Origin of the sequence: [Zimmermannella] faecalis ATCC 13722 (genome assembly GCF_000381765.1) — a bacterium.
In the GTDB taxonomy this organism is placed as follows: Bacteria; Actinomycetota; Actinomycetes; order Actinomycetales; family Microbacteriaceae; genus Gulosibacter; species Gulosibacter faecalis.
The window spans coordinates 37,698-60,793 of the sequence record NZ_KB907085.1; the positions used below are offsets into that span (position 1 = coordinate 37,698).

The 23,096-nt window shown below is 67.9% G+C and carries 20 protein-coding genes, 1 tRNA gene and 1 pseudogene; 10 read left to right on the forward strand and 12 right to left on the reverse strand.

Annotated features, from left to right (window positions below):
• The first annotated feature begins 5 nt into the window (after positions 1-5).
• From G328_RS0112645 to G328_RS0112665, 5 genes are all read left to right on the forward strand, one after another.
• On the forward strand, positions 6-782 hold the full coding sequence (locus G328_RS0112645) for an IclR family transcriptional regulator (protein ID WP_019619723.1): 777 nt from the start codon (positions 6-8) through the stop codon (positions 780-782).
• Between the two features lie 167 nt (positions 783-949).
• Positions 950-2,050: a Zn-dependent alcohol dehydrogenase gene (locus G328_RS0112650; protein WP_275401669.1), complete on the forward strand. Its 1,101-nt coding sequence runs from the start codon at positions 950-952 to the stop codon at positions 2,048-2,050.
• Positions 2,051-2,079: 29 nt separating this feature from the next.
• Entirely contained in the window at positions 2,080-3,402 is a 1,323-nt protein-coding gene (locus tag G328_RS0112655) for an MFS transporter (protein WP_019619725.1), read from the forward strand.
• Complete coding sequence (locus G328_RS15395) at positions 3,395-4,183, forward strand: HpcH/HpaI aldolase family protein (RefSeq protein ID WP_019619726.1); 789 nt, start codon at positions 3,395-3,397, stop codon at positions 4,181-4,183. Before G328_RS0112655 ends, G328_RS15395 begins: the two co-directional genes overlap by 8 nt.
• Before the next feature lie 200 nt (positions 4,184-4,383).
• On the forward strand, positions 4,384-4,962 hold the full coding sequence (locus G328_RS0112665) for an NADPH-dependent F420 reductase (protein ID WP_019619727.1): 579 nt from the start codon (positions 4,384-4,386) through the stop codon (positions 4,960-4,962).
• Between the two features lie 160 nt (positions 4,963-5,122).
• Here G328_RS0112665 and G328_RS0112670 read toward each other — a convergent pair.
• Positions 5,123-5,197: transfer RNA gene (locus G328_RS0112670), tRNA-Gln, on the reverse strand.
• 211 nt (positions 5,198-5,408) lie between these two features.
• Here G328_RS0112670 and G328_RS0112675 point away from each other — a divergent pair.
• Together G328_RS0112675 and G328_RS15400 are read left to right on the forward strand one after the other, a co-directional pair.
• Entirely contained in the window at positions 5,409-5,789 is a 381-nt protein-coding gene (locus G328_RS0112675; RefSeq protein ID WP_019619728.1) for a VOC family protein, read from the forward strand.
• A gap of 309 nt (positions 5,790-6,098) precedes the next feature.
• Positions 6,099-7,534, forward strand: a pseudogene (locus G328_RS15400) (DEAD/DEAH box helicase).
• Positions 7,535-8,061: 527 nt separating this feature from the next.
• Here G328_RS15400 and G328_RS0112685 read toward each other — a convergent pair.
• The 7 genes from G328_RS0112685 to G328_RS0112715 all read right to left on the reverse strand — a co-directional run bounded on the left by G328_RS0112685 (position 8,062) and on the right by G328_RS0112715 (position 14,527).
• The gene (locus tag G328_RS0112685; protein ID WP_019619731.1) at positions 8,062-9,369 is read right to left on the reverse strand and encodes an O-acetylhomoserine aminocarboxypropyltransferase/cysteine synthase family protein; all 1,308 of its coding nucleotides are present in this window, start codon (positions 9,367-9,369) and stop codon (positions 8,062-8,064) included.
• On the reverse strand, positions 9,366-10,418 hold the full coding sequence (locus tag G328_RS0112690; RefSeq protein ID WP_026339891.1) for an LLM class flavin-dependent oxidoreductase: 1,053 nt from the start codon (positions 10,416-10,418) through the stop codon (positions 9,366-9,368). Before G328_RS0112690 ends, G328_RS0112685 begins: the two co-directional genes overlap by 4 nt.
• A gap of 5 nt (positions 10,419-10,423) precedes the next feature.
• The gene (locus G328_RS0112695) at positions 10,424-11,473 is read right to left on the reverse strand and encodes an ATP-grasp domain-containing protein (protein ID WP_019619733.1); all 1,050 of its coding nucleotides are present in this window, start codon (positions 11,471-11,473) and stop codon (positions 10,424-10,426) included.
• Entirely contained in the window at positions 11,470-11,979 is a 510-nt protein-coding gene (locus tag G328_RS0112700) for a flavin reductase family protein (RefSeq protein ID WP_019619734.1), read from the reverse strand. The genes G328_RS0112695 and G328_RS0112700 overlap by 4 nt, the downstream gene beginning before the upstream one ends.
• Positions 11,976-13,346, reverse strand: a complete 1,371-nt coding sequence (locus tag G328_RS0112705; RefSeq protein ID WP_051082920.1) for an LLM class flavin-dependent oxidoreductase — start codon at positions 13,344-13,346, stop codon at positions 11,976-11,978. Before G328_RS0112705 ends, G328_RS0112700 begins: the two co-directional genes overlap by 4 nt.
• Positions 13,347-13,547: 201 nt before the next feature.
• The gene (locus G328_RS15405; RefSeq protein ID WP_019619736.1) at positions 13,548-14,138 is read right to left on the reverse strand and encodes an HD domain-containing protein; all 591 of its coding nucleotides are present in this window, start codon (positions 14,136-14,138) and stop codon (positions 13,548-13,550) included.
• Positions 14,132-14,527 (reverse strand): hypothetical protein, encoded by a 396-nt coding sequence (locus tag G328_RS0112715; RefSeq protein ID WP_019619737.1) that lies wholly within the window; start codon positions 14,525-14,527, stop codon positions 14,132-14,134. Before G328_RS0112715 ends, G328_RS15405 begins: the two co-directional genes overlap by 7 nt.
• Before the next feature lie 88 nt (positions 14,528-14,615).
• Between G328_RS0112715 and G328_RS0112720 the strand changes: the two genes are divergently transcribed.
• A complete protein-coding gene (locus tag G328_RS0112720; RefSeq protein ID WP_019619738.1) occupies positions 14,616-15,236 on the forward strand; it encodes a SatD family protein in 621 nt (206 codons plus the stop codon).
• Between the two features lie 276 nt (positions 15,237-15,512).
• On the opposite strand, the gene G328_RS0112725 is transcribed toward G328_RS0112720, so the two are convergent.
• Positions 15,513-16,469: an NAD(P)/FAD-dependent oxidoreductase gene (locus G328_RS0112725; protein ID WP_019619739.1), complete on the reverse strand. Its 957-nt coding sequence runs from the start codon at positions 16,467-16,469 to the stop codon at positions 15,513-15,515.
• Between the two features lie 27 nt (positions 16,470-16,496).
• Complete coding sequence (gene gltX, locus G328_RS0112730) at positions 16,497-18,014, reverse strand: glutamate--tRNA ligase (protein WP_019619740.1); 1,518 nt, start codon at positions 18,012-18,014, stop codon at positions 16,497-16,499.
• 153 nt (positions 18,015-18,167) lie between these two features.
• On the opposite strand from gltX, the gene G328_RS0112735 reads away from it, so the two are divergent.
• The gene (locus G328_RS0112735) at positions 18,168-19,280 is read left to right on the forward strand and encodes a magnesium and cobalt transport protein CorA (protein WP_019619741.1); all 1,113 of its coding nucleotides are present in this window, start codon (positions 18,168-18,170) and stop codon (positions 19,278-19,280) included.
• 246 nt (positions 19,281-19,526) lie between these two features.
• Positions 19,527-20,381, forward strand: coding sequence for an ion transporter (locus G328_RS0112740; protein ID WP_019619742.1), 855 nt, complete (start codon positions 19,527-19,529; stop codon positions 20,379-20,381).
• 234 nt (positions 20,382-20,615) lie between these two features.
• Here G328_RS0112740 and G328_RS0112745 read toward each other — a convergent pair whose 3' ends face one another.
• Complete coding sequence (locus G328_RS0112745) at positions 20,616-21,386, reverse strand: fumarylacetoacetate hydrolase family protein (protein ID WP_019619743.1); 771 nt, start codon at positions 21,384-21,386, stop codon at positions 20,616-20,618.
• A 19-nt stretch (positions 21,387-21,405) separates the two neighbouring features.
• The gene (locus G328_RS0112750; protein ID WP_019619744.1) at positions 21,406-23,016 is read right to left on the reverse strand and encodes an APC family permease; all 1,611 of its coding nucleotides are present in this window, start codon (positions 23,014-23,016) and stop codon (positions 21,406-21,408) included.
• Positions 23,017-23,096: the final 80 nt, after the last annotated feature.

A 23,096-nucleotide genomic window follows, 5' to 3' on the forward strand; every position in this document is an offset into this window, starting at 1 on the left:
GAGCCATGAGTTCCGATGAGCGGATCACTCCGCGCTCGATGATTGGCCGCGTCGCCGCCGTACTCGGTGCTTTCTCTGGCGAGCGGCCCGTTATCGGCGTCAACGAAATCGCCCGCAGCAGCGGCCTCGCAAAGTCGGTTGTTTCGCGCATTGTGAGTGAACTTGTTGAGGTCGACTTCCTCGAGCGAGCCGACTCCGGCGTGCGCGTCGGCATTCGGCTGTTCGAGCTCGGCGAACTGGCACAGCGCTCGAAGGAGCTCCGGCAGCTCGCCCTCGGCGCGATGGCCGACCTTCGCCAGGCGACGGGCATCACGGTGCAGCTCAGCGTACTGAAGGGCGCCGACCAGGTGTACGTCGAGATCCTCCGCGGTCGGGACGCCGACATGGTGATCCGATCCCGCGTCGGTGGCCGTGTTCCGGCCTACGCGACCGCGGGCGGCAAGGCCGTCTTGGCGCACTCGAGCGACGAGGCAGTTCAACGAGCAATACCGACGACCTTCGAGCCGCTCGGGCCGGGGACGGTCGCCGACGAGCGCGCCCTCCGCAAACAGCTCGAGCTGGTGCGCGTGAACGGATACGCCCACGAAGTCGAGGAATCAAACCCCGGCGTCGAGTGCGTCGCGTGCCCGCTTCTTCGCGCCGACGGGACCCCGATCGCAGCCATTTCCCTGTCGGGCCCGGCGGGCCGCATCAACGTCCTGCAGCACGCGACCGCAGTGCGAATTACCGCGCTCGGACTCAACCGTCGCATTCGCGCAAACTCCGCGTTCAGTACCCTTTAAGCATTCCGCTCAGCGGAACTCTCCTTACCCTTCCGCTTCGACTCAGAATTACTGTGACCGACGGCAGCGAAGTCGCTGCTGCCGCATTAGCCGTATGACGAAGACGCCAACGGGCTTGCTGCGGCACATTGAGTCGACGAGGAGGCGCCCACATGAGGGCGATGGTGATGCATGAGGCGGGTTCCCCGCTGGTACTTGAAGAACTGGTCTTGGATGCTCCTGGGCCAGGCGAAGTGCGAGTGCGCGTAGAAGCTGCCGGTGTGTGCCACAGTGACGTTCACTATCTGACGGGTGGCCTCCGTTCGCAGACCCCCATCGTGCTCGGGCACGAGGGCTCCGGCATCGTTGAAGCGGTCGGTGATGGCGTCACGCGCGTCTCCCCCGGCGACAAGGTGATCATGCTCTGGCGCCCGCGCTGCGGCGAGTGCCAGTACTGCCTCAAGGGCATGCCCGCGCAGTGCGAACTCGGCAAGATCCACGGGCAAACGAACGAGCTGCTCCGAGGCGGCACGCGCCTGAGCAAGGACGGCGAGCGCTACTACCACCTCATGGGCGATTCGGTGTTCGCCGAACAGGCCGTGGTCTCGCAGGAGTCGGTCATCGCAATCGACCAGAGCATCCCCTTCGACATCGCAGCAATCGTTGGCTGCGCCGTCATCACCGGCATGGGCGCGATCATGAACCACATGCCCGACCTGGCCGGGAAGTCGGTCGTCATCATCGGCGCTGGCGGTGTGGGCCTTTCGGCAGTCATGGCCGCGAACCTCGTCGGAGCGGCACAGATCATCGTCTCCGACCTGGTGGAGTCGCGCCTTGAGAAGGCCCTGGAGCTCGGCGCGACGCACACAATCAACTCGGGCACCGAAGATTTCGCCACGCGAGTACGGGAAATCACCGACTCCGGCCCCGACTACGTGCTCGAAGCCATCGGCCGGTCGCAAACGATTCGTTCCGGCTTTGAGAGCCTCAAGCCTGGCGGCACGGAGGTCGTCGTCGGCCTCGGCTCCGTCGGCGACGACGTCTCCATCCCGGTCAACGTACTCGTGCAGGGTGACCGCCGCCTCGTCGGCTCCCTCTACGGCACGGCCAACAGCCCGATTCAGATCCCCGAGATCCTGCGCCTGTACAAGTCGGGCCGGCTGCCGCTCGACCAGCTTCTCGACCGACAGTTCCCCCTCGCCGAGGCGAACGAGGCGATCGATCACCTCCGCACCGGGGCCGTCGGCCGCCCCATCCTGGTCCCGAATTCGTCCATCAACTCGAACTAACGCACCTCACCGCTCTCAAAGGAGACAGCATGACTGCTACAGCACCCACCGCACCACCCGCGACCCAAATCCAAGTCAGCGCGCGTGATCGACGCCGCGCCCTCTGGGGCAGCGCCGTCGGCTCCACGATCGAGTGGTACGACTACTTCCTCTACGGCACGATGGCGACCGCCGTCTTTAACGTGCACTTCTTCCCGAGCGAGGATGCGACGGTGAGCTCGATGCTCGCGTTCGCTTCGTTCGCGCTCGCGTTCGTTGTTCGCCCGCTCGGCGGCGTGGTCTTCAGCCACATTGGTGACCGCATCGGCCGCAAGAAGACCCTCGTCATCACCCTGACCCTCATGGGTGTCGCAACCATGCTCATGGGCGTGCTTCCCGACTACGCGGCGATCGGCGTTGCCGCTCCGATTCTGCTCACGCTGCTCCGGCTCATCCAGGGCCTCGCCCTCGGTGGCGAGTGGGGAGGCGGCCTGCTGCTCGCCGTTGAGTACGCGCCGAAGAACAAGCGCGGCTTCTACGGCGCCGTGCCGCAGATCGGCGCGCTGACCGGTCTTGCGCTCGGTAACATCGTCACGATCGTCGCCCGAGCGGTCTTCCCCGAAGACGCCTTCACCGAGTTTGGATGGCGCATCCCGTTCCTTCTCTCCGGCGTGCTGCTCGCCGTCGGCCTCTGGATCCGTTCGAAGATCGACGAGACCCCGTCGTTCCGCAAGGTGAAGGCCGAAGGCAACACCGAGAAGCTCCCGATCGCGACCGTCTTCAAGCACTACTGGCGCGAGGTGCTCATTTCGACCGGCGCAAAGTTCATCGAGACGAGCACGTTCTTCATCTTTGCGACGTTCTCGATCTCGTACGCGACCGGCTTCGGGTATGACTTCACGGCGATCCTCAGCTTCGTGCTGGTTGGCTCCATCATCGGCGTCGGCGGCATGCTGTTCTACGGCAGCCTGTCTGACCGGATCGGCCGCAAGAAGGTGTTTCTCGGCGGCAGCGTCGCCGTGGCGATCTTCGTCTTCCCGTACCTGAGCATGCTGTCGAGCGGCAATCTCGCGCTTGCGGGTACCGCGATCATCATCTCGTTCGCCGTCATCTGGCCGACGTACGGTTCGCTCATCGGTACCGTGCTCGCCGAGAACTTTGCGCCCGAGATCCGCTACACGGGCGCATCCCTCGGCTACCAGATCGGTGCTGCGCTCGTGGGTGGGCCGGCCCCGCTCATCGCCACCGCCCTGCTCTCGGCGTTCTCTGGCAGCTGGGTGCCGGTCGCACTGTTTGTCGTCTTCTGCGCCGTCGTGAGCTTCATCTCGGTGTCGTTCGTGAAGGTGCGCCACAACGAGGACCTCGATGCCTAACTCGACGATCGGACGGCAGCGGGATGCACCGAGTTTTGGCGCGTGGGTCACGCTCGATTCGCCGGTCGGCACCGAGCAGATCGCGCGCAGTGGGTTCGACTACGTCTGTGTTGATGGCCAGCACGGCCTCGTCGGCTACGACGCGCAGGTGCGGGCCCTCCTCGCGATCACGGCGGGCGGCGCGACCCCATTTGCTCGGGTCGTGACGAACTCCCCCGCCGAGATTGGCCGGGCCCTGGACGCGGGCGCGCACGGCGTGATCGTGCCGCTCGTGAACTCGGCCGCCGAGGCGGAGCAGGCGGCTCGCGCGGCCCGGTACCCGACGTCGGGAGGTGATCGGTCGTACGGCCCGATGCGTCTCGGCTCGCACTTTGCCGAAACCCCGGGCGACACCGATGCCTCGGTCACCGTGCTCGTGATGATCGAGACCGCGTCGGGTCTCGCCGATCTCGAGGCGATCCTCGACGTCGATGGTGTTGACGGGGTGTACGTCGGCCCGTACGACCTCTCGCTCGCACTCGGGGCCCGGGTTCCGCTTGAGGAGGAGATCCTCCCGCGACTGGATGCGGAGCTCGAGCGGATCGCGCGGGCCGCCGCCTCGCGCGGCAAGGTCGCCGGGGTCCATTGCGCCGACGGCGAGCAGGCCGCAAAGCGGGTGGAGCAGGGGTTCACGTTCATCACCGCGGCCACCGATGTGTCGTCGCTGCGGGCGGATGTGCAGCGTCAGCTCGCCGCGGCGAAGCGGATTCCACCCGACGGGCGCGGGGGCATGAGCTACTAACTCGTGCGCCAACGAGGGGTGGGGTGTCGGCCGTTGCGGCCGGCACCCCACCCCTCGTTTCCGGTGCGGCAGGCGCATCCACCGCGCCTCAGCTGAGCGCCGCCTGCAGATTCAGAAAAATTACTTGCACCTTGAACCAATGTGTGGTGTTATTTAGTTAAAGCTACAACCAATAGCAACAACGCGGCGAGGAGCTCAGCATGACTACTTTCACGATTTTCGGCACCGGCAACATGGCCAACGCAATCGGCAGCGTCGTCGCGGCAGGCGGCGCATCGGTCGAGCACATCACGCACGAGCAGGGTGCGAACGCACCCGTGAACGGCGACATCGTCGTCCTCGCCGTCCCCTACCCCGCACTCGCGGAGATCGTCGCGAACTACGGCGCACAGCTCGACGGCAAGGTCGTCGTCGACATCACCAACCCCCTGAACCTCGAGACGTTCGACTCGCTCGTCATGCCCGCCGACAGCTCGGCCGCCGCTGAGCTGCAGCAGCAGCTGCCCGGCGCGCACGTCGTCAAGGCCTTCAACACGAACTTCGCGGCGACCCTCGCCTCGGGCAAGCTCGGCGACAACGACACGACCGTGCTCGTCGCCGGCGACAACGCCGATGCGAAGCAGCAGCTCGTGAACGCCGTCGTCGCGGGTGGCGTCAAGGCGATCGACGCCGGCTCGCTCAAGCGTGCCCGTGAGCTCGAGGCCGTGGGCTTCCTGCAGCTGACGCTCGCCGCCGGCGAGAAGATTCAGTGGACGGGCGGCTTCGCCGTCGTCGCGTAACCCCACGCATCGGCCCCACGGCCTCGCCGCCATGGGTTGCCAGAAAGGCCCCGTCGCGCCCCGTCGCGACGGGGCCTTTCTGGCAACCCATGCGACGGGGCAACCCAGCGCGGCACAAACCGCGCAACGAAAAAATCCCCGGTCAAACCGGGGATTTCAGTGGCTGGGGTACCTGGACTCGAACCAAGAATAACGGTACCAGAAACCGTCGTGTTGCCAATTACACCATACCCCATTGGTGCGCCCGCCGACCCGTGGAGAGGCCGCGGCACAACGCACAAGCTTACAGCGTTCCGACAGAATCGCAAATCGAGCCTTCGCGCGCCCGTCTTCGCGACGAACGCCACGACCCAAGCCCCTTCGGCATGCGTCCACCCGAGCGCGCGATACTGAAGCCTCGCGCGTTTATCGCCACGCGTATCCGACCCGACCCTCGGAGGCACCGCATGATCACCAAGTTTGGCAACGTCATGATCTACGTCGACGACCCGCGCGGCATCGCCGACTTCTGGGTGAACACGGTCGGCTTCAGCGAGGTCGATTCGCAGGAGGCCAACGGCACGACCCTCTTCGTCGAGATCACGCCGACGGTCGAGTCCGACGCCCACCTCACGCTGTTCGACCGCAAGGTCGTCGCCGAGTCCTCCCCCGAGCTTGACCTCGCGACGCCGTCGATCCTGTTCAAGAGCGCCGACATCACAGGGATGCGCGACACGCTCGCCGAGGCGGGTGTCACGGTCGGCGACATCGTCGAGCGAGGCGACGTGACCACGTTCAACTTCGCCGACCCCGAGGGCAATTGGTTCGCGGTGCAGCAGATCGCGTGACGCGAACGCATCCCCGCCCGGCTGGGCGAGCAACCCCAGATTCAGCCCACCGCTAGGGAATCAACCCGGCAGCGGCTATCATTGCTAGCTGGGCCGTTTTCCGGCCCATCGTCGCTGACGTAACTTGCCCGGGCCACGCCCGTGCGGCACATCTTCCGCGGCGAACCGATGCGCGAACTCTCGCGCACTCGCCGACCAAGCCACGAGGGCACGCACCGCGATGACTATCGCCGTGCCCAACATCGTGGCGCATACCGAAAGCACTCTGTGACTTCTTCTACCTTCGCCGAACTCGGCGTGCCCGCTCCCATGGCCAAGGCCCTTGAGCAGAGCGGGAAGACTTCCCCGTTCCCAATTCAGCGCGACACGCTGCCCGACTCGCTCGCCGGCCGCGACGTGCTCGGCCGCGGCCGCACCGGCTCCGGCAAGACGATCGCGTTCGGCATCCCGCTCGTCGCGAACCTCGCCGACGACGCCGCCGCGAAGCGCCGACCGAACCGCCCGCGCGGCCTCGTGCTCGCGCCGACCCGCGAGCTCGTCACGCAGATCGCCGGACCCTCGAGCTGCTCGGCACGCCCATGGGCATCCGCGTCACCACGATCTTCGGCGGCGTCTCGCAGAAGCGTCAGGAAGACGCGCTGCAGCGCGGCGTCGACATCGTCGTGGCCGCGCCAGGCCGCCTCGACGACCTCATGCGCCAGGGCGTCGTGAGCCTCGACTCGGTCGAGATCACGGTGCTCGACGAGGCCGACCACATGGCCGACATGGGGTTCCTCCCCGTCGTCACGCGCATCCTCAACGCGACCCCGAAGCGCGGCCAGCGCCTCCTCTTCAGCGCGACCCTCGACGGTGGCGTCGACGGCGTCGTGAAGAAGTACCTCCACTCCCCCGTGCTCCACTCGGTCGACAGCGCCGAGTCGCCCGTGCCGCAGCTCACGCACCACGTGTTCGACGTCGCGGGCAAGGCTGAGAAGGATGCGGTGATCGAGGCACTCGCGTCGGGCACCGACCGTCGCATCTTCTTCACGCGCATGAAGCACCAGGCGAAGAAGCTCGCGAAGCAGCTCACCGCGCGCGGCATCCCCGCCGTCGAGCTGCAGGGCAACCTGTCGCAGAACGCCCGCGACCGCAACCTTGCGGAGTTTGTGAGCGGCGAAGCGAAGGTGCTCGTCGCGACCGACGTCGCCGCCCGCGGCGTGCACGTCGACGGCGTGACGCTCGTCGTGCACATCGACCCGCCGGTCGAGCACAAGGCATACCTGCACCGCTCGGGCCGCACCGCCCGCGCCGGAAACGAGGGCGACGTCGTGACGATCGTGCTACCCGAGCAGCGCGGCGAGATGAAGCAGCTGCTGCGCGCCGCGAAGATTCGCGTGACTCCGCAGCAGGTGACCGCGACAGACCGCGCCGTCGTCTCGCTCATCGGTGACGTCGCCGACCGCGTCGACCCGAAGGTGACCGAGCGCAAGCGCGCCGAGGCCCAGGCGGCGCAGCAGCGCGCGAACGGCCAGGCGCCGGCGGGCCAGGGCAAGTCGCAGGGCGCGAACGCGAAGCGCAAGCGCTCGCGTGGCGGCCGCGGCCGCAGCAACGCGACGCAGGGCGCGGCCCCGCAGGGCCAGCGCGGCGGGCAGGCGCCCCGGGGCGGCCAGGCGGCCGACCACCAGCAGCCGCGCACGCAGCAGCAGGGTCAGCGCCGCGGCGGCCGTCGCGCGCAGTCGCCGGCCGGTGCGCCGCGCCAGCGCTAGTTCACACGGATGCGCGACCGCAGCGTCGCGCGTATCGGCGGTGTGTCAGGGGCTCGTTCCCCGGCACACCGCCTTTCGTTTCCCACCTGCCGCCCGCCATTGATGCAGTTTTCTGGTACGGTAACGGTTCTAGCCGCATCGCTGCGGGAAAACCGCATCGGCGCGGGAGTGTCCGGGTCAGACGTCGCGGCGATTGATGCGGTTTTCTCGCAAAGCTGCAGCTACAACCGCGGCGATGATAGAAAACCGCATCGGACCGCAGCGCCCAGACCGCGATCGAGGCCGCAACCGCAACCGCGGCGCAACCGTGCCGCGACCGCATGCGAGCCGCGGCGGCCGCCGCGCGCAGAGCCCCGGCAGCACCTGCTAGTTAGCAGTTCGTCGCGGTTCGCCTCGATGAGATTGGATGATGGCCGAGATTTTGGCGTTTGAACGGGCTGAGCCCGTTCAAACGCCAAAATCTCGGCCATCGTCCCTGTTTCCGGACGGCACCCGCCCGAAGACGCATGGTTACCGCGCCGCGTCGGCTAATGCGCCGCGGCAACCGCCGAGAGCGCCGACGCGAGGTCGGCCCGCAGGTCGTCGACCGACTCGATGCCGACCGAGAGTCGCACGAGCCCGGGGTGGATGCCGAGGGCCGCGCGCCGCTCCTCGCTGAAGCTCACGTGCGTGGTCGTGCCGGGATGAATCGCGAGCGACCGCGTATCGCCGATGTTCGTCATGCGCGAGAACACACGCAGGTGATCGATGAACGTGCGGGCTCCTTCGAGCCCGCCGCGCACTGTCATCGAGAACACCGACCCGCTGCGGCCGCCGTAGAGCCGTTCGGCGAGCTCGGCGTCGCGCGAGCCGGGCAGCCCCGCGTAGTCGACCGATTCGACGGCCGGCTGTGCGTCGAGCCAGAGAGCGAGGTCGCGGGCGTTCTCGATGTGGCGCTCCATTCGCAGCGAGAGCGTCTCCATGCCCTGCTGCAGCAGAAAAGCGTTGAAGGGCGAGAGCGTCGCGCCAAAGTCGTAGAGCTGGGTGAACCGCACGTGCTGCTCAAACGCGCGCCGCGCGCCCCACTTCGTGACGGCGTCGGCGAGCTGCGGGTACCGGTCGGCATGCGCGGCCCAGTCGAAGCGGCCGCCGTCGACGGCAACGCCCGACATGGTCGCGCCGTGCCCGCCGAGAAACTTCGTCGACGAGTGCACGATGATGTCGGCGCCGTGTTCGATGGGCCGGATGAGCGCCGGCGTCGCGATCGTGTTGTCGACGATGAGCGGTAGCTCGGCCGACTCGGCGATACCGGCGACAACGGCGATGTCGACGATGTCGTTCTTCGGGTTCGGGATCGTCTCGGTGAAGATCGCCCGCGTCTCGGGGCGAATCGCGGCGCGCCACTCGTCGGCGTCGCGCCAGTCGGCGACGAACGACACCGAGATGCCGAGGCGCCCGAGCGTGCGCTCGAACCCGGCGATCGTGCCGCTGTAGATGCTCGCAGTCGAAACAAAGTGCTCGCCCTGCCCGCACAGCGCGAGAATCGTCGCCATGATCGCGGCACTGCCCGAGGCGAACGCGACCGCGCCCGTGCCGCCCTCGAGCGAGGCGATGCGCTGTTCCGCGACCTCGACGGTGGGGTTGAGGTGGCGCGAGTAGAGCTGCCCCTCGGTCTCACCGGCGAAACGATCCCACGTGTCTTGGAACGAGTCGAAGCGGAACGCGTTGCTCACGTGGATGGGCGCGACCCGGTCGCCGTGGTCGGCGTTCGGTTGTTCGCCGGCGTGCACCTGCCGGGTGTCGAAGCCGAATCCCTCCCAGTCGTAGTTTGGCTCGACGGGCGCGCCGTGGCTCACGCGGGTACCTGTTCGGCGGCCCGAAGCTCCTCGACGAGCGGAATCACCTGTTCGCCGAATCGCACGAGGTCGCCCTCGGGGTCGGCAAACTGCAGCAGCAGCACGTCGAGCCCGACGCGCTCGAACTCAAGGATGCGGCGGGCAACCTGCTCGGGCGTTCCGACGAAGTTCGGGCGCAGGCCACGGTTCGACACCGAGTAGTCCTCGAGCGAGACGTTGACGTTCAGCTCCGACTTCGAGATGAAGTCCTGGTACGACTGGAACCCGGGCGATCCCTCGGCGACGTTCGTGATGCGGTCGCGCTCGGTGAGCGCCTCCTCCTCGGTGTCGCGCACGATCGCGAACGCGGCCATGCCGAAGTGGGTGAACGGCTCGAGCCCCGCGGCCTCGCGCCGACCCCGCATATCCGCGATCTTCTCGGCGAGCTCCTCGACCGTGCCGCCGTGGGTGAGGTACGAGTCGGCGTACTCGGTGATGGATGCGCGGCCCGCGGGCGATTCGCCGCCGGCGAAGATGTGGGGCGCGGGCTGCGGCTTCGGCTGCAGGTGCACGTTCTCGAACTGCACGAACTCGCCGTCGAAGCTCGCGACGTCGTCGCGCCAGAGCGTCTTCAGCGCCTCGACGTACTCGCGGGTGAACGCGTACCGGTCGTCGTGCGCCGCGAACTCCACCCCGTACTGGCGGGCTTCTTCGGCCCACCAGCCCGACACGACGTTGACGCTGAAGCGGCCGTTCGTGAGCACGTGCTGCGTCGCCGCCTGCTTCGCCGCGAGCTGCACCGGCTGGTGGTAGATCGGGCGAATCGCGGCGAGAATCTCGAGGCGCTCGGTCGAGGCGCCGAGGGCGGCCGCGAGGGTCCAGGCGTCGAGCACGGGGCCGTCGGCGCCGCCGATGTCGCTGAGGTTGAGCTCGAGGATGAGCGTGATGTCGAACCCGACTCGCTCGGCCTCGCGCGCGATGCGCTGCTGCGCGGCGAGGTCGATGGGGAAGGTCTCGTCAACGTTGCGAAGCCAACGGTCCATCGTCGGCGTCCAATAGCCAAAGCGCACGGGAGCTACTTTCGGGTTGCGTCGAGTTCGCGGCCAAGGGCGCGAACGAGGGTGGTGGCGGCCGAGACGGGTGCGGCCGCCTCGACGTCGGGGTTGTAGTTCGTGTTCGTGTTGATGTCGTAGACGACGCGGCGGCCGTCGACGGTCTCCATGAACTCGATGCCGGCGACCTCGACGCCCTGGGCCGCGAGGAATTCGCGCAGGCGCACAATGAGCTCGTCGTCGGCGGTGATCTCCGAACGAATTGAGAAGAGGGAGTCGGCGCCGACCTCGCAGGCGGCCGCCGCGGGGGCGAAGTCCGCGAGCTGCGCGGGAGCCGCGGTGAGGCCCGCGAGCCCGCCCGGCGCATCCGTCGCCCCGACCGGCACGGCGCACGCCTCGGCTGGGCAGAGCTCGAAGCTGCCGGCCGACGTGTCGACGCGCACGGCGTAGACGAACTCGCCGTCGACGAACTCGGCGCGGGTGACGAATGCTTCGGCGCCGACGAGGTACTCCTGCAGCAGCGTGATGCCGTCGACGGGCTCCTCGAAGTCGGGGCCGTCGACGTACTCGACGAACTCGGCGAGCGAGTCGAAGCGACGCACGCCGAGGCCCTTGCCGCCCTGGTTGTGCTTCGTAATGAAGGGGGTCGGGAGCTCGGCCGCGCGGGCCGCGAGCGCCTCGCGCCCGAACACCGCGATCGTGTGCGGCACGTCGAAGCCGGCCGCCGCGAGCGCGACGTACTGCGCGACCTTCGACACCTCGAGCTCGGCGACGCGCGAGCCGTTCACGACCCGGCGGCCGTGCGCCTCGAGCCAGCGCAGCACGGCGCGCGCGTACTCCTTCGCGGGGCCGTGGTCGCGCGTGTGCGACGACGCGCTGAGCCGCGACCAGAACACGCCCTGCGGCGGCTCGGCCGTGAGGTCGATCGCGCCCTCGGTGAGCTCGATCTCGCGCAGGGGCACGCCCTCGGCCGCGAAGGCGTCGCGCAGCGGCGGCAGCCAGTCTTCGTTCTCGTGAAGCACGTAAACGGCGGGCTCAGCCGCGGCGTTCGTGAGGTCAAACGCGGTCGTCAAATCGAAAACTCCTCGAAGCGGCCGAAGCGGCCGCGGTAGTACGCGAGCGGGGCGCCGGATGCGGCGCTCGCCTCGAGCGCGCGGCCAAAGTACACGGTGTGGGTACCGCCGACGGGGGCGTCCATCACCTCGCAGACGATCGTCGCGAGCGAGCCTTCGAGCACCGGCACGCCGCCGTGCTCCGAGAGCGTGTAGTCGACGCCCGCGAACTTGTCGTCGGACTTGCGCGCGAAGTGCTTCGCGAGGTCGGCGTTCGCCTCGCTGAGAATGTTCACGGCGAAGTAGCCCGACTCGGTGATGGCGGGGTTCGTCGAGCTCGTCTTGTTCAGGCAGGCGAGCACCGAGAGCGGGTCGACCGAGAGCGACGAGAACGCCGAGGCGGTCGAGCCGAAGAGTTTGCCGTCGAGCGCGGTCGTGATGACCGTCACACCCGAGGCGAAGTGGCCGACGACGTTGCGAAAGTCGGCCTCGGTGAGGGCATCGAACTGTGTGCGGGTGGTCGTCATCGTGCGTGCTCCAGGTCGGATACGGTGGCCGAGAATGCGCCTCGGTACTGGGCGGCGGGGTGGGATTCGAAGACGCGCGTGGTGCCCTCGCCGTACAGCGATTCTCGCAGCGTCGTCCCCGAGTATTCGGTCTGCGCGCGGCCGCGGCGCTGCAGTTCGGGCACGACGTAGTCGACGAGATCTTCGAACGTGCCGGGCGTGATCGCGTAGGCGAAGTTGAAGCCGTCGAGGTCGCCGACCTCGATCCAGCGCTCGAGCTCGTCGGCGACGGTCTCGGGGCCGCCGACGATGACGGGGCCCATGCCGCCGATGCCGCGGCGCTCGACGATGTCGCGCACGGTCCACTGAATGGAGTTGTCGGCCGAGGTGAGCGAGGCGAGCACCGAGCGCAGGCTGTCGTTGTCGACGGCCTCGAGGGGCTCGTCGAGGTCGAACTTCGAGTAGTCGATGCCGGTCCAGCCGCCGTAGAGCGCGAGCACGCCTTCGGGGTTCGCGTACCGCAGGTACTCCTCGAACTTCGCCTGTGCCTTTTCGTCGGTCTCGTCGGTGATCACCGTGACGAGCGCGAACACCTTCACGTCGTCGCGCTTGCGCCCCTGGGCCTCGGCGAGGTCGCGAATGTCGTCGGTGATGACGCGGGCGCCCTCGGGGTTTGCGGGCGAAATGAACACGCCCTCGCCGTGCGAGGCGGCGAAGCGGCGGCCGCGGGTCGAGGCGCCGGCCTGGAAGATTACGGGCGTGCGCTGCGGCGACGGCTCGGTGATCGCGAAGCCTGGCACCGAGAAGTACTTGCCCTCGTGGTGAATCGGGTGCACCTTCTCGGGGTCGGTGAACACCCCGCGCTCGGCGTCGAACGCGACCGCGTCGTCGTCCCACGAGCCCTCGAGGAGCTTGTAGACGACGTCGAGGAACTCCTCGGCGAGCTCGTAGCGCTCGTCGTGGCCGAGCTGCTTCGTGAAGCCGTGGTTGAGCGCGGCCGAGTTGAGGTACGACGTCACGACGTTCCAGGCGACGCGGCCCTTCGTGAGGTGGTCGAGCGTCGCGATGCGGCGGGCGAACGGGAACGGCTGGTCGTACGTCACGGCCGCCGTCACGCCGAAGCCGAGGTGCTCGGTGACGGCCGCCATCGCGGGCACCTGCAGGAACGGGTCGTTCACCGGGGTCTGCGCCGCGTCGCGGAGCGCTGCGGCGGCGGAGTCGCGGAACACGTCGTATGTGCCGAGCACGTCGGCGATGAAAATGCTGTCGAAGCGGCCGCGTTCGAGGGTCTTCGCGAGGTCGGTCCAGTACTCGAGGTCTTTGTACCGGTGTGCCTGGCTGTCGGGGTGCCGCCACGTGCCCGAGGTCTGGTGCGTCGTCGTGGTCATGTCGAACGCGTTGAGAATAATCCGCTTCTTGCCCACCGTGCGCTCCTTCTGTCGTCTGAACTGCACAGCAGCGCGCTGTGCCACCACTTCATCTTGCGTGGCGACGCGGGTGGGCGCGAAGGCGCATGACCCCGAGTTACACCGCAGCCCGATTGCCCGCGTGTTCGCGCGGCGGCGAGGTTACCCCGTATGACGACGGCCTCAGCGCAGGTCGTCGAGTTCGCGCAGCAGGTTCACGCGCGCCGGGTCTTCCCAGTGCGCAGCGCCGTACTCGGTGAAGAAGAGCCGCGGGCGCGCAACGAGCCCCTCGAGCTGCGCGCGACGGCGGGCCCGCCACTCGCGCCCCGTGAGTTCGGGCAGCTCGACGCGAATGCCCTCGATGTTCGCCTCGTAGGTGTCCCAGTCGGCGGCGAGGCCGACGAGGTCGGCGTCGGAGACGCGGGCACCCGCCAAGTCGTCGGGCGCGGGCTGGTGCGCGATCGTGACGAGGATGAGCCGGGTCACCTCGTCGAGCTCGGTGTCGGTGAGGTTGCCCCACAGCAGCTGTTCGGCGACGTCGACCGACGCGTGCTCGTCGGCGGGCGACGTGTTCGTGTGCACGGCGTCGTGGCACCAGAACGCGATCTTCTCGAGCTGCGTGCCGCCGAGCTCGTCGAGCGCGGCCAGGCCCGCGGCGAGGTGCGAGACGCCGTGATAGTCGCGGTGCGGCTCCTGCCACATCTCAAGCAGCCGCTGCTGTACCGAGTCGGGCAGGCCCGCCTCGTCGAGGTTGTTGCCGTCAACGATCACCACAGTCGCACCACTCCAAACGCAATGCCCGCGAACGCCGCCGCCCAGAGCATGCTCGCGAACGTACCAATAATGAACAGCTCGCCGATGCGCGACTCCGACTGCGCCTTCAGCTGCGGGTACCGGCCGAGGCCCTTCACCGCGATGATCATCGCGAGCCCTGCGGGGAATCCCGCGACGATGGTCGCGTACACGGCGGCGCGCTCGAGCAGGCCGATCCAGCGACCGCCCGGCAGCACGCGGTCAGACTCGAGAATCTTCGGCCCGGGCGCATCCGGCTTCGGCGGCTCGATGCGGCGCAGCAACCAGCGGATGGGCGGATTCGCGAGCAGGGCCGCAATGCCGCACACGAGAATCACGAGCGACTTCAGCAGGAGGCTGACGAGGTCCATCCCGTGTTCCCTTTCTCGTGAGGCTTGCATCTGCCCAGAATGAAGATAAACTCTTCATATGTCACAGATGAAGGTATTTACTTCATGCGTGGCGCTGCTTGCTGACATTGTCGATTCTCGCAGTTCCGACCGCGTCACGGCGCACCACGCCGTGGTCGATGTGCTCTCGCAAGTCAACCAGGAGCATCCGACACTGCACCCGCTACGCGTAACCGTTGGCGACGAGCTGCAAGGCGTCTACGCGACACTTGGCGCCGCTCTCGCTGCGAGCTGGCGGCTGCGCCTGCTTCTCGAGGGCAAGGTCGAGTTGCGCTTCGGGCTTGGCGGCGGCGACGTGCGTGTCATCGATGCCCAACGCGGCATTCAAGACGGCGACGCATGGTGGCGCGCCCGTGAGGCAATCGACGGTATCGAGCAGCTCGCCGACGATCCGCAGTACCTCGGCGTACGCACGGGCATCATCGACGGCCGCGACGCCGCGACGCCATTCGCCCACCTCACCGTTACTTCGGCACGGCTCGCCGACGTGCGCTTCGCCAGCCTCCGCACCGGCGCTCGAACGAGCCTGCGACTGCTACTCGAGGGACTCGACAACCGGCGCGCCGCCGAGGCCGCCGGCATCAGCGCATCCGCGAACTCGCAGCGCGTGCGCACGAACCAGCTCCGCGTGCTCGCCGACGCGATCGAGGCCCTCGCGCAGCTGCCGTAGCCGCGTATCCGGCTGCGCGCGCCGCCCTCTCCCGGTCGCCGGCCGCGATCATCCGATCGGATGCAGTGGGCGCGGCCGAGCCTTGTGGCCACACTTGCCCACGACACCCAACTCCGCCCAGGGCATCCGCCATCAAGCGACCGGATGCGGTGGGCACAGCCGAGCGCCATGGCCACACTTGACCACGGCGCACGACTGCGCCCACGACATCCGCAATCGCAGCCGCCAGACGCAACCAGCAGCCGCCAGCCGCCACCCGCTAAACGGCAGCCCGAGCTAAAACGCCGTCGCGTCGCGATTCGCGGCAATCGCCGTGCGCGCGCCCTTGCCTGCCGAGATGATGAGCACCTCGGGCCCTGGCGCGGTGAGTTCGCCGGTCGCGTAGAGGTTCTGCACGCGGGTGCGGCCGACGCGGTCGGCGACGATGAGCCCCTCGTCGTCGAGGTCGGGGCGCACGTCGTCATCAAGAAAGTCGATCTGCGAGTCGAAGCTCGGCGCAACGAACGCCGCCTCAACCGGCACGACCTCACCATCGGCGGTGCGGATGCCCGTGAGCGTCGCCCGCTCCCCCACGACGTCATCGATCTCGCGGCGGTCGACCGCGACACCGCGCAACCGCAGCCGCTCGGCATCGACCTCGGCCACCTGCTCCTCGCTCGCAAACAGCGTCACGTGCGAGCCAATACGCGCGAGCTGCGCGGCCCGGTACGCGAGCGTCGTCGACTCCGGCACGCCGAACACGGCGATCGACGCGTCTCGCTTATTCCACGCGTCGCAGACGATGCAGGAGTGGATGTGCGTGCCATAGAACGCGCGCAGGGTCGGCAGCTGCGGGAAAATCTCCTTCAAACCCGTCGCGAGAATCACGCGCTCGCCGTGCACGAGCCGGGCGCGCGAGCCGCGAACGCCCCGCGCCTCGACGCGGAACCCCTCGCCGTCGCGCGACACCCGCGTGACCTGCGCGAACTGAATCTCGGCGTTCTCGTACTGCTCGACCTGCTCGCGACCGACCGAGCGCAGCTCGTTCGGCGGAATGCTGTCGCGGGTCAGGAACCCGTGCGCCTCCATCGTCGCCGAGTGCCGCGGCCGGTTGCCGTCGAGCACGAGCACCCGGCGCAGCTGCCGCGCGAGAATCAGCGCGGCCTGCAGGCCGGCCGGCCCGCCGCCGATAATCACCACCTCGTAGTGGTCCTCGGGGGCAATGGGCGCGGCAACGACACCGGCATCGGTCACGATCAGGCTCCTGGACGACGTGCGCGGCTAAGCGCTGAGGTGGGCGCGGAGTCGCTCGAGGCGCGCGAGCGTCTCGTCGCGACCGAGCAGTTCCATCGATTCGAACAGCGGCGGCGAGATGCGCCGACCCGACAGGGCGACTCGGGCCGGGCCGAACGCGAGCCGCGGCTTGTGGCCGAGCTCGTCGATGAGCTTGCCGCGCATCGCCGCCTCGATCGCCGCCGTCGACCAGTCGTCGACCGCCGCGAGCGCCTCGGCCGTCGCGGCGATGACGTCAACCGCGCCGTCCTTGAGCGTCTTCAGCGCGTCGTCCTGGTATTCGATCTCGTTCGCGGGCACGAAGAGGAACCCGAGCATATCGGGCGTCTCGCCGAGCAGCTGCATGCGCTCCTGCACCAGCGGCGCGGCCGCGCGCACGAGCTCGAGCTGCGCATCCGTCGCCTCGGGCGAAGCCACAAACCCGGCCTGCTGCAGGTACGGCACGAGCCGCCCCGCGAACTCTTCGGGCGCGAGCAGGCGCATGTGCTCGCCGTTGATCGCCTCGGCCTTCTTCAGGTCGAAGCGTGCGGGGTTCGGGTTCACGTCGGCGACGTCGAACGCGGCGCACATCTCATCCATCGTGAACACGTCGCGGTCGGCCGCGATCGACCAGCCGAGCAGTGCGAGGTAGTTGAGGAGCCCCTCGGGGAGGAACCCGCGGTCGCGGTGGTGGAACAGGTTCGACTCGGGGTCGCGCTTCGAGAGCTTCTTGCTGCCCTCGCCCAGCACGTACGGCAGGTGGCCAAAGCGCGGGATGAACTCGGCCACGCCGATCTCGACGAGCGCGTGGTGGAGCGCGATCTGCCGCGGCGTCGACGAGAGGAGGTCTTCGCCGCGCAGCACGTGGGTGATGCCCATGAGCGCGTCGTCGACCGGGTTCACGAGCGTGTAGAGCGGCTTGCCGTTCGGGCGCACGACGACGAAGTCGGGGAACGAGCCCGCCTTGAACGTGATCTCGCCGCGTACGAGGTCGTCGAAGCTGAGGTCGGCGTCGGGCACGCGCAGGCGCAGGCTCGGCTGGCGGCCCTCGGCACGCAGCTCGGCCTTACGCTCCTCCGAGAGGTCGCGCTCGAAGTTGTCGTAGCCCTGGCGCGGGTCGCGACCGTTCGCGACGTTGCGCGCCTCGATCTCCTCGGCGGTCGCGAACGACTCGTAGAGGTGACCGGCCTCAAGCAGCTTCGCGATGACGTCCTGGTAGATGTCCGCGCGCTGCGACTGCCGGTACGGGCCGTGCGGGCCGCCGACGTTGACGCCCTCGTCCCATTCGAGCCCGAGCCAGCCGAGCGCCTCGAGAATCTGCTCGTAGCTCTCTTCCGAGTCGCGCTCGGCGTCGGTGTCTTCGATGCGGAAGACGAATTTGCCGCCAACGTGCTTCGCGTAGGCCCAATTGAACAGGGCGGTGCGGATCAGCCCGACGTGCGGGGTGCCCGTCGGCGAGGGGCAGAAACGAACGCGGATATCGGTGCCCGTTGCGTCGGTGACGCGGGCCTGAGGTACAGAATTCATGGTCTCCCCATCCTAGTGACGCACTCGCGTGCGGTGGCCTGAGATTCCACAGAACGCCGACCTCGAGCGCGGCATTCGTCGCGACCCCCGATTCATGAGAGCATTCGAGACGCGCCCGGCCCACCGGCCGGCACCGTCACGATGGAGGTGGCCATGTTCAGCTCGGCACCCAACCGGCCCGGATTTCGCCGCGCCGACGCAAAGCACGCGGCGAAGCAGCCCGCGGCCGAGCCCGCCGCCTCGCCCGAGCCGCTCATCCGCTACGTCACCGACGGCCACCCCGAGCACGCACCCGCTGGCGCGACGATCGCCGACGCCCTCGAGTTCGCCGGAGCCGCGCCGCAGCGCATGGCGACCGTGCTCTACGCCGAGCCGGACCCCGAGCGCATCGCCGAACTCGGCACCGCGTGGCAGCTCCACCCGGTCATTCTCGAAGACCTGCTCGTCGCGAACCAGCGCCCGAAGCTCGAGCGCTCGGGCGACGTGCTGTTCGCGGTGCTCCGCTCGGCCCGCTACGTCGACGAGCTCGAAGAGGTCGAGTTCGCCGAGTTCCACGCGCTCGTGCGGCCCGACGCGGTGGCCGTCATCTGCCAAGACAGCCAGTGGCTCGACGGCAAACCGCTCGACCTGAACCTTGAGCATCCGCTCGCCCCGATTCGCCGCAACGACGCCCTGCTCTCACACGTGAACCTGCTCGAACTCGGGCCAGAGGCAGTCGTGTACCGCGTGATCGACTCGATCGTCGACGGCTACGAGCCGGTGCTGCGCGGCCTCGATATCGATAAGGAACAGATCGAGCGCCAGGTCTTCAGCGGCGACACCGCGGCCGCCGAACGCATCTACCGACTGAGCCAAGAGGTCATCGACATGCAGCAGACCGTGTCGTCGATGACCGAGGTGGTGGATGCGCTGAAGTCGGGCTTCGACAAGTACCAGATTCCCGAGGCGCTGCAGAAGTACCTCGACGACGTCGGCGACCACCTGGAACGTGCCGCCTCGCGCTCGCGCGACCTTCGCGACGCGCTCTCGCAGATTCTCAGCGTGAACTCGACGCTCGTCGCGCAGCGGCAGAACGAAGATATGAAGAAGATTTCGGGCTGGGCCGCGATCCTCTTCGCGCCGACGCTCGTCGGGGCGATCTACGGCATGAACTTCGACGACATGCCCGAGCTCCACTGGGCGTTCGGCTACCCAATGGCGCTCTGCATGATGCTCGTGCTTGCCGTGGCGCTCTACATCATCTTCAAACGCGCGAAGTGGATGTAGCGCCGCGGAGCTCGTGCGTGTGACGCGCGCGACTCCCCCGTGACTCGCGAATGACCTGGGCGCAGTTGGACGCCATGGCCAAGTGCGGCCAGGTGGCCCGGCTCCGCCCATGTGGCTCGGCATTGTGAGCGGCAGGTCGGTCGGCATCGCGCGCACGAACGGATACGCCGACATGCGCCGCTGAGCGCACGCCGGTTCGGTCGCGTGGCTGATGCCGCTCGGCCCCTCGTTTTCTACGCTCGACGTATGCGCACCGACTCCTCGCACGAGCCCTGGCCGCCCAACCCCCACGCGACGGGTATCCGGCGCCGGATCGGCGAGTTCGTGCTGCACCCGACCGTGCAGAACTTCGTCATCGTCGTGATCATCGTGAATGCGGTCGCGCTCGGCCTCGAGACGTCCGACGCGGTGATGGCACGGGTCGGCGGGCTGCTCCACGCCCTCGACCTCATCGCGCTCGGCATCTTCGTCGTCGAGCTCGCGGCGAAGATGTTCGCGCTCGGCCGGGCGTTTTGGCGCGACGGCTGGAATGTTTTCGATTTCCTCGTCGTTGCGATCGCGCTGATTCCCGCATCCGGGCCGCTCGCAGTGCTGCGTTCGCTACGCGTGCTGCGGGTGTTGCGGCTCATCAACCGCATGCCTCAGCTGCGCCGTATCGCCGACGCGATCATCAAGGCGATCCCCGGCATCGGCGCGATCGCCGCGCTCATGGCGATCATCTTCTACGTCGGCTCGGTGATGGCGACCGTGCTGTTCGGCGACACGCACCCCGAGATGTTCGGGTCGATTCCGGCCTCGCTGCTCACGCTGTTTCAGGTGATGACGCTCGACAGCTGGGCGCTCGGCGTCGTGGTGCCGGTCATGGCCGAGCACCCGACCGCCTGGATGTTCTTCATCCCGTTCATCCTCGTGTCGGCATTCGTCATGCTCAACCTGTTCATCGCCGTCATCGTCGACACGATGTCGAACCTCGGGCGCGACGAGAAACCGACCAAGCTCGAGCATCCGCTCTTTCACGCCGACTCGGAGCTCGCGCGGGTACATGCCGAGCTCGCCGAGATCAAGGCGCTGCTCAAGGAACATCCGGCCCCGCGCGACTGACCCGCGCATCCGCCCGCCATGCCGAACGACCTGGGCACAGCCGGGTCACCTGGCCTCACTTGCCCACAACACACAACCACGCCCATGGCATGCGACTGCCCCAAGCCGAACGACCTGGGCAGAGCCGGGCCACCCGGCCACACTTGCCCACCACGCAGAACTGCGCCCACCGCATCCGACACAAGAACGGATGCGATGGGCGCAGCAAGCGGGCAAAACCCCGCGGGCGCGAACCTAGGCCGCGACGACCGGGTTCATCAGCGCGCCGATGCCCTCGATGACGCAGGTCACCTCGTCGCCGTCAACGATCTGGCCGACGCCCTCGGGCGTGCCGGTGAGCAGCACGTCGCCGGGCAGCAGCGTGAACACGCTCGAGGCGTACTCGATGAGGGTCGCAACCGAGCGCTCCATCTGGTTGAGGTTGCCGACCTGGCGGGTTTCGTCGTTCACCTGGCTGCCGATCGCGCCCTGCGACGGGTCGAACTCGGTCTCGATGTACGGGCCGAGCGGGCAGAACGAGTCGAAGCCCTTCGCGCGCGACCACTGGTCGTCGCTGCGCTGCAGGTCGCGGGCCGTGACATCGTTGCCGACGGTGTACCCGAAGATGACCTGGTGCGCGTCGGCGGCCGGCACGTTGCGGGCGACCTGGCCGATCACCACGGCGAGCTCGGCCTCGTAGTGCACGTTCTGCGACTGCTTCGGCAGGATGATCGGATGCCCGGGGCCGATGATCGAGGTGTTCGGCTTGAGGAACATGAGCGGCTCGCCCGGCACCTCACCGCCCATCTCGGCCGCGTGCGCGGCGTAGTTGCGGCCGAACGCGACCACCTTCGAGCGGGGAATCACGGGCGCGAGCAGGCGCGCATCGTCGAATGGGATGCGCTCGTCGGTGGTCTCGAAGCCCGTGTAGAGCGGGTCGCCGAAGAGCTTGACGTATTCGTTCGCCTCCTCGTCGAGAATTCCGTAGGCGAGCTGGTTCTGGTAGTCGAAGCGTGCGATCTTCACCCGGCCAGCCTAACGCGACCTACTCTGGCAGCAGCTCGACTCCCTCGACCTTGTCACGTTCATAGTCGGAACTTCCCAGGGTTTCGCCGCGGAAGTAACGCGGGTTCGCGGCGCGCATGACGAACATGAGCACCACCCCGAGCAGCAGCACGCCGACGCCGAGCACGAACACGAGGCCGATGCCGTCCTGCGCGACCCCGTCGGCGTCGTACGTCGTCGCGAACAGTGCTGAGCCCGAGCCGTACGACGGGCTGAGCGAGTCGATGCAGGTCTGCACGAACATCCACACGAGCGTCACGCCGCCGGCGAGCGGCAGCAGGAACCGCATGAAGAAGTTGCGCACGCTCGTGAACCAGCTGCGACGGAAGTACCAGACCGCGGCGAGGCCGGTCGCGCCGTAGTAGAAGCAGACCATCATGCCGAGTGCGGTGATCGTGTCCCAGAGCGCGTTCTCGCTGAGCAGGCGCATGACGACGTAGAACACGACCGACGCGGCGGCCGCGACAAACGTCGCGACGGCGGGCGACTTGAACCGCGGCGAGATGCGCGCGAACGACTTCGGCATCGCCTCGTAGTAGCCCATCGCGAGCATCGTGCGCGCGGGCGACACCATGGTCGACTGCAGCGACGCGAGCGACGACGTGAGGATCGCGATCGACATGAGCATCGCGAACGGCCCCATCACCTCGGGGGCGAGCACGGCGAAGATCGATTCCTGGTTCTCGGGGTTGCCGGCACCGAACCCCTCGCCACTGATGCCCGACCACATGAGGGTCGCGACGGTGACGAGCAGGTAGAGCGCGACGATCGTGATGATCGTGACGGTCGCGGCGCGGCCCGGCGTGCGCTTCGGGTCTTTCGTCTCCTCGTTCATCGTGATGACGGTGTCCCAGCCCCAGAACATGAAGATCGACAGCGAGACGCCGGCGATGACGACCGAGAGGTCGCCGACCTCGAACGGGTTGAACCAGCTCACGTCGACGGGCGTGTAGTCGTACGCGTCGCCGCTGACCGCCGAGGTGATCGCGGCGACCGAGTACCAGACGAGCGCGATGAGCTGGAAGATCACGAGGCCCCACTGCACGCGCTCGGTGGTCTCGACGCCGCGGTAGCCGATCCACGCCGCGAGCGCGACGAAGACGGTCGTGATGAGGATGTTGATGCCGAGGTTGTCGAAGGGCACGTCGGCAATCGCGGGGTCGCCGAAGATCTGGCTCAGCAGAATGAAGAAGAAGTCGGTCGCGACCGCCGCGAGGTTCGAGAGCACGAGGATCGTCGCCGAGACGAGGCCCCAGCCGGTCATCCACCCGACCCACGGCCCGAACGCGCGCGTCGCCCACGTGAATGAGGTACCCGAGTCGGGCAGCGCCATGTTGAGCTCGCGGTAGCCGAACAGCACGAGCAGCATCGGGATGAACCCGATGAGCAGAATCGCCGGGGTCTGCAGGCCCACCTCCGAGACCGTCGGGCCAAGCCCCGAGGTGAGCGTGTACGCCGGCGCGATCGTCGAGACGCCGATGACGGCGCCACCGATGACGCCGACCTTCCCGATCGTGAGGCCCTTCGCGCCGGGCCCCGAAATGGCGGTCGTAATTGGTCCCGCGACGTCGGCCTGCGGTCGTGTGCTCATGCGGTCCTCCGTTGGATCATCCCGCAATATTAATCGATTAAGTTTGGCGCACAACACATGCCCGCTCGCGGCCAAGACGG

Bases quoted from the DNA above. Each gene is read 5' to 3' on its own strand.
- G328_RS0112645 (WP_019619723.1), top strand. From the start codon at position 6: ATGAGTTCCGATGAGCGGATCACTCCGCGCTCGATGATTGGCCGCGTC.
- G328_RS0112650 (WP_275401669.1), top strand. From the start codon at position 950: ATGCATGAGGCGGGTTCCCCGCTGGTACTTGAAGAACTGGTCTTGGAT.
- G328_RS0112655 (WP_019619725.1), top strand. From the start codon at position 2,080: ATGACTGCTACAGCACCCACCGCACCACCCGCGACCCAAATCCAAGTC.
- G328_RS15395 (WP_019619726.1), top strand. From the start codon at position 3,395: ATGCCTAACTCGACGATCGGACGGCAGCGGGATGCACCGAGTTTTGGC.
- G328_RS0112665 (WP_019619727.1), top strand. From the start codon at position 4,384: ATGACTACTTTCACGATTTTCGGCACCGGCAACATGGCCAACGCAATC.
- G328_RS0112675 (WP_019619728.1), top strand. From the start codon at position 5,409: ATGATCACCAAGTTTGGCAACGTCATGATCTACGTCGACGACCCGCGC.
- G328_RS0112700 (WP_019619734.1), bottom strand. From the start codon at position 11,979: ATGACGACCACCCGCACACAGTTCGATGCCCTCACCGAGGCCGACTTT.
- G328_RS0112705 (WP_051082920.1), bottom strand. From the start codon at position 13,346: ATGACCACGACGACGCACCAGACCTCGGGCACGTGGCGGCACCCCGAC.
- G328_RS0112715 (WP_019619737.1), bottom strand. From the start codon at position 14,527: ATGGACCTCGTCAGCCTCCTGCTGAAGTCGCTCGTGATTCTCGTGTGC.
- gltX (WP_019619740.1), bottom strand. From the start codon at position 18,014: ATGAATTCTGTACCTCAGGCCCGCGTCACCGACGCAACGGGCACCGAT.
- G328_RS0112735 (WP_019619741.1), top strand. From the start codon at position 18,168: ATGTTCAGCTCGGCACCCAACCGGCCCGGATTTCGCCGCGCCGACGCA.
- G328_RS0112740 (WP_019619742.1), top strand. From the start codon at position 19,527: ATGCGCACCGACTCCTCGCACGAGCCCTGGCCGCCCAACCCCCACGCG.
- G328_RS0112750 (WP_019619744.1), bottom strand. From the start codon at position 23,016: ATGAGCACACGACCGCAGGCCGACGTCGCGGGACCAATTACGACCGCC.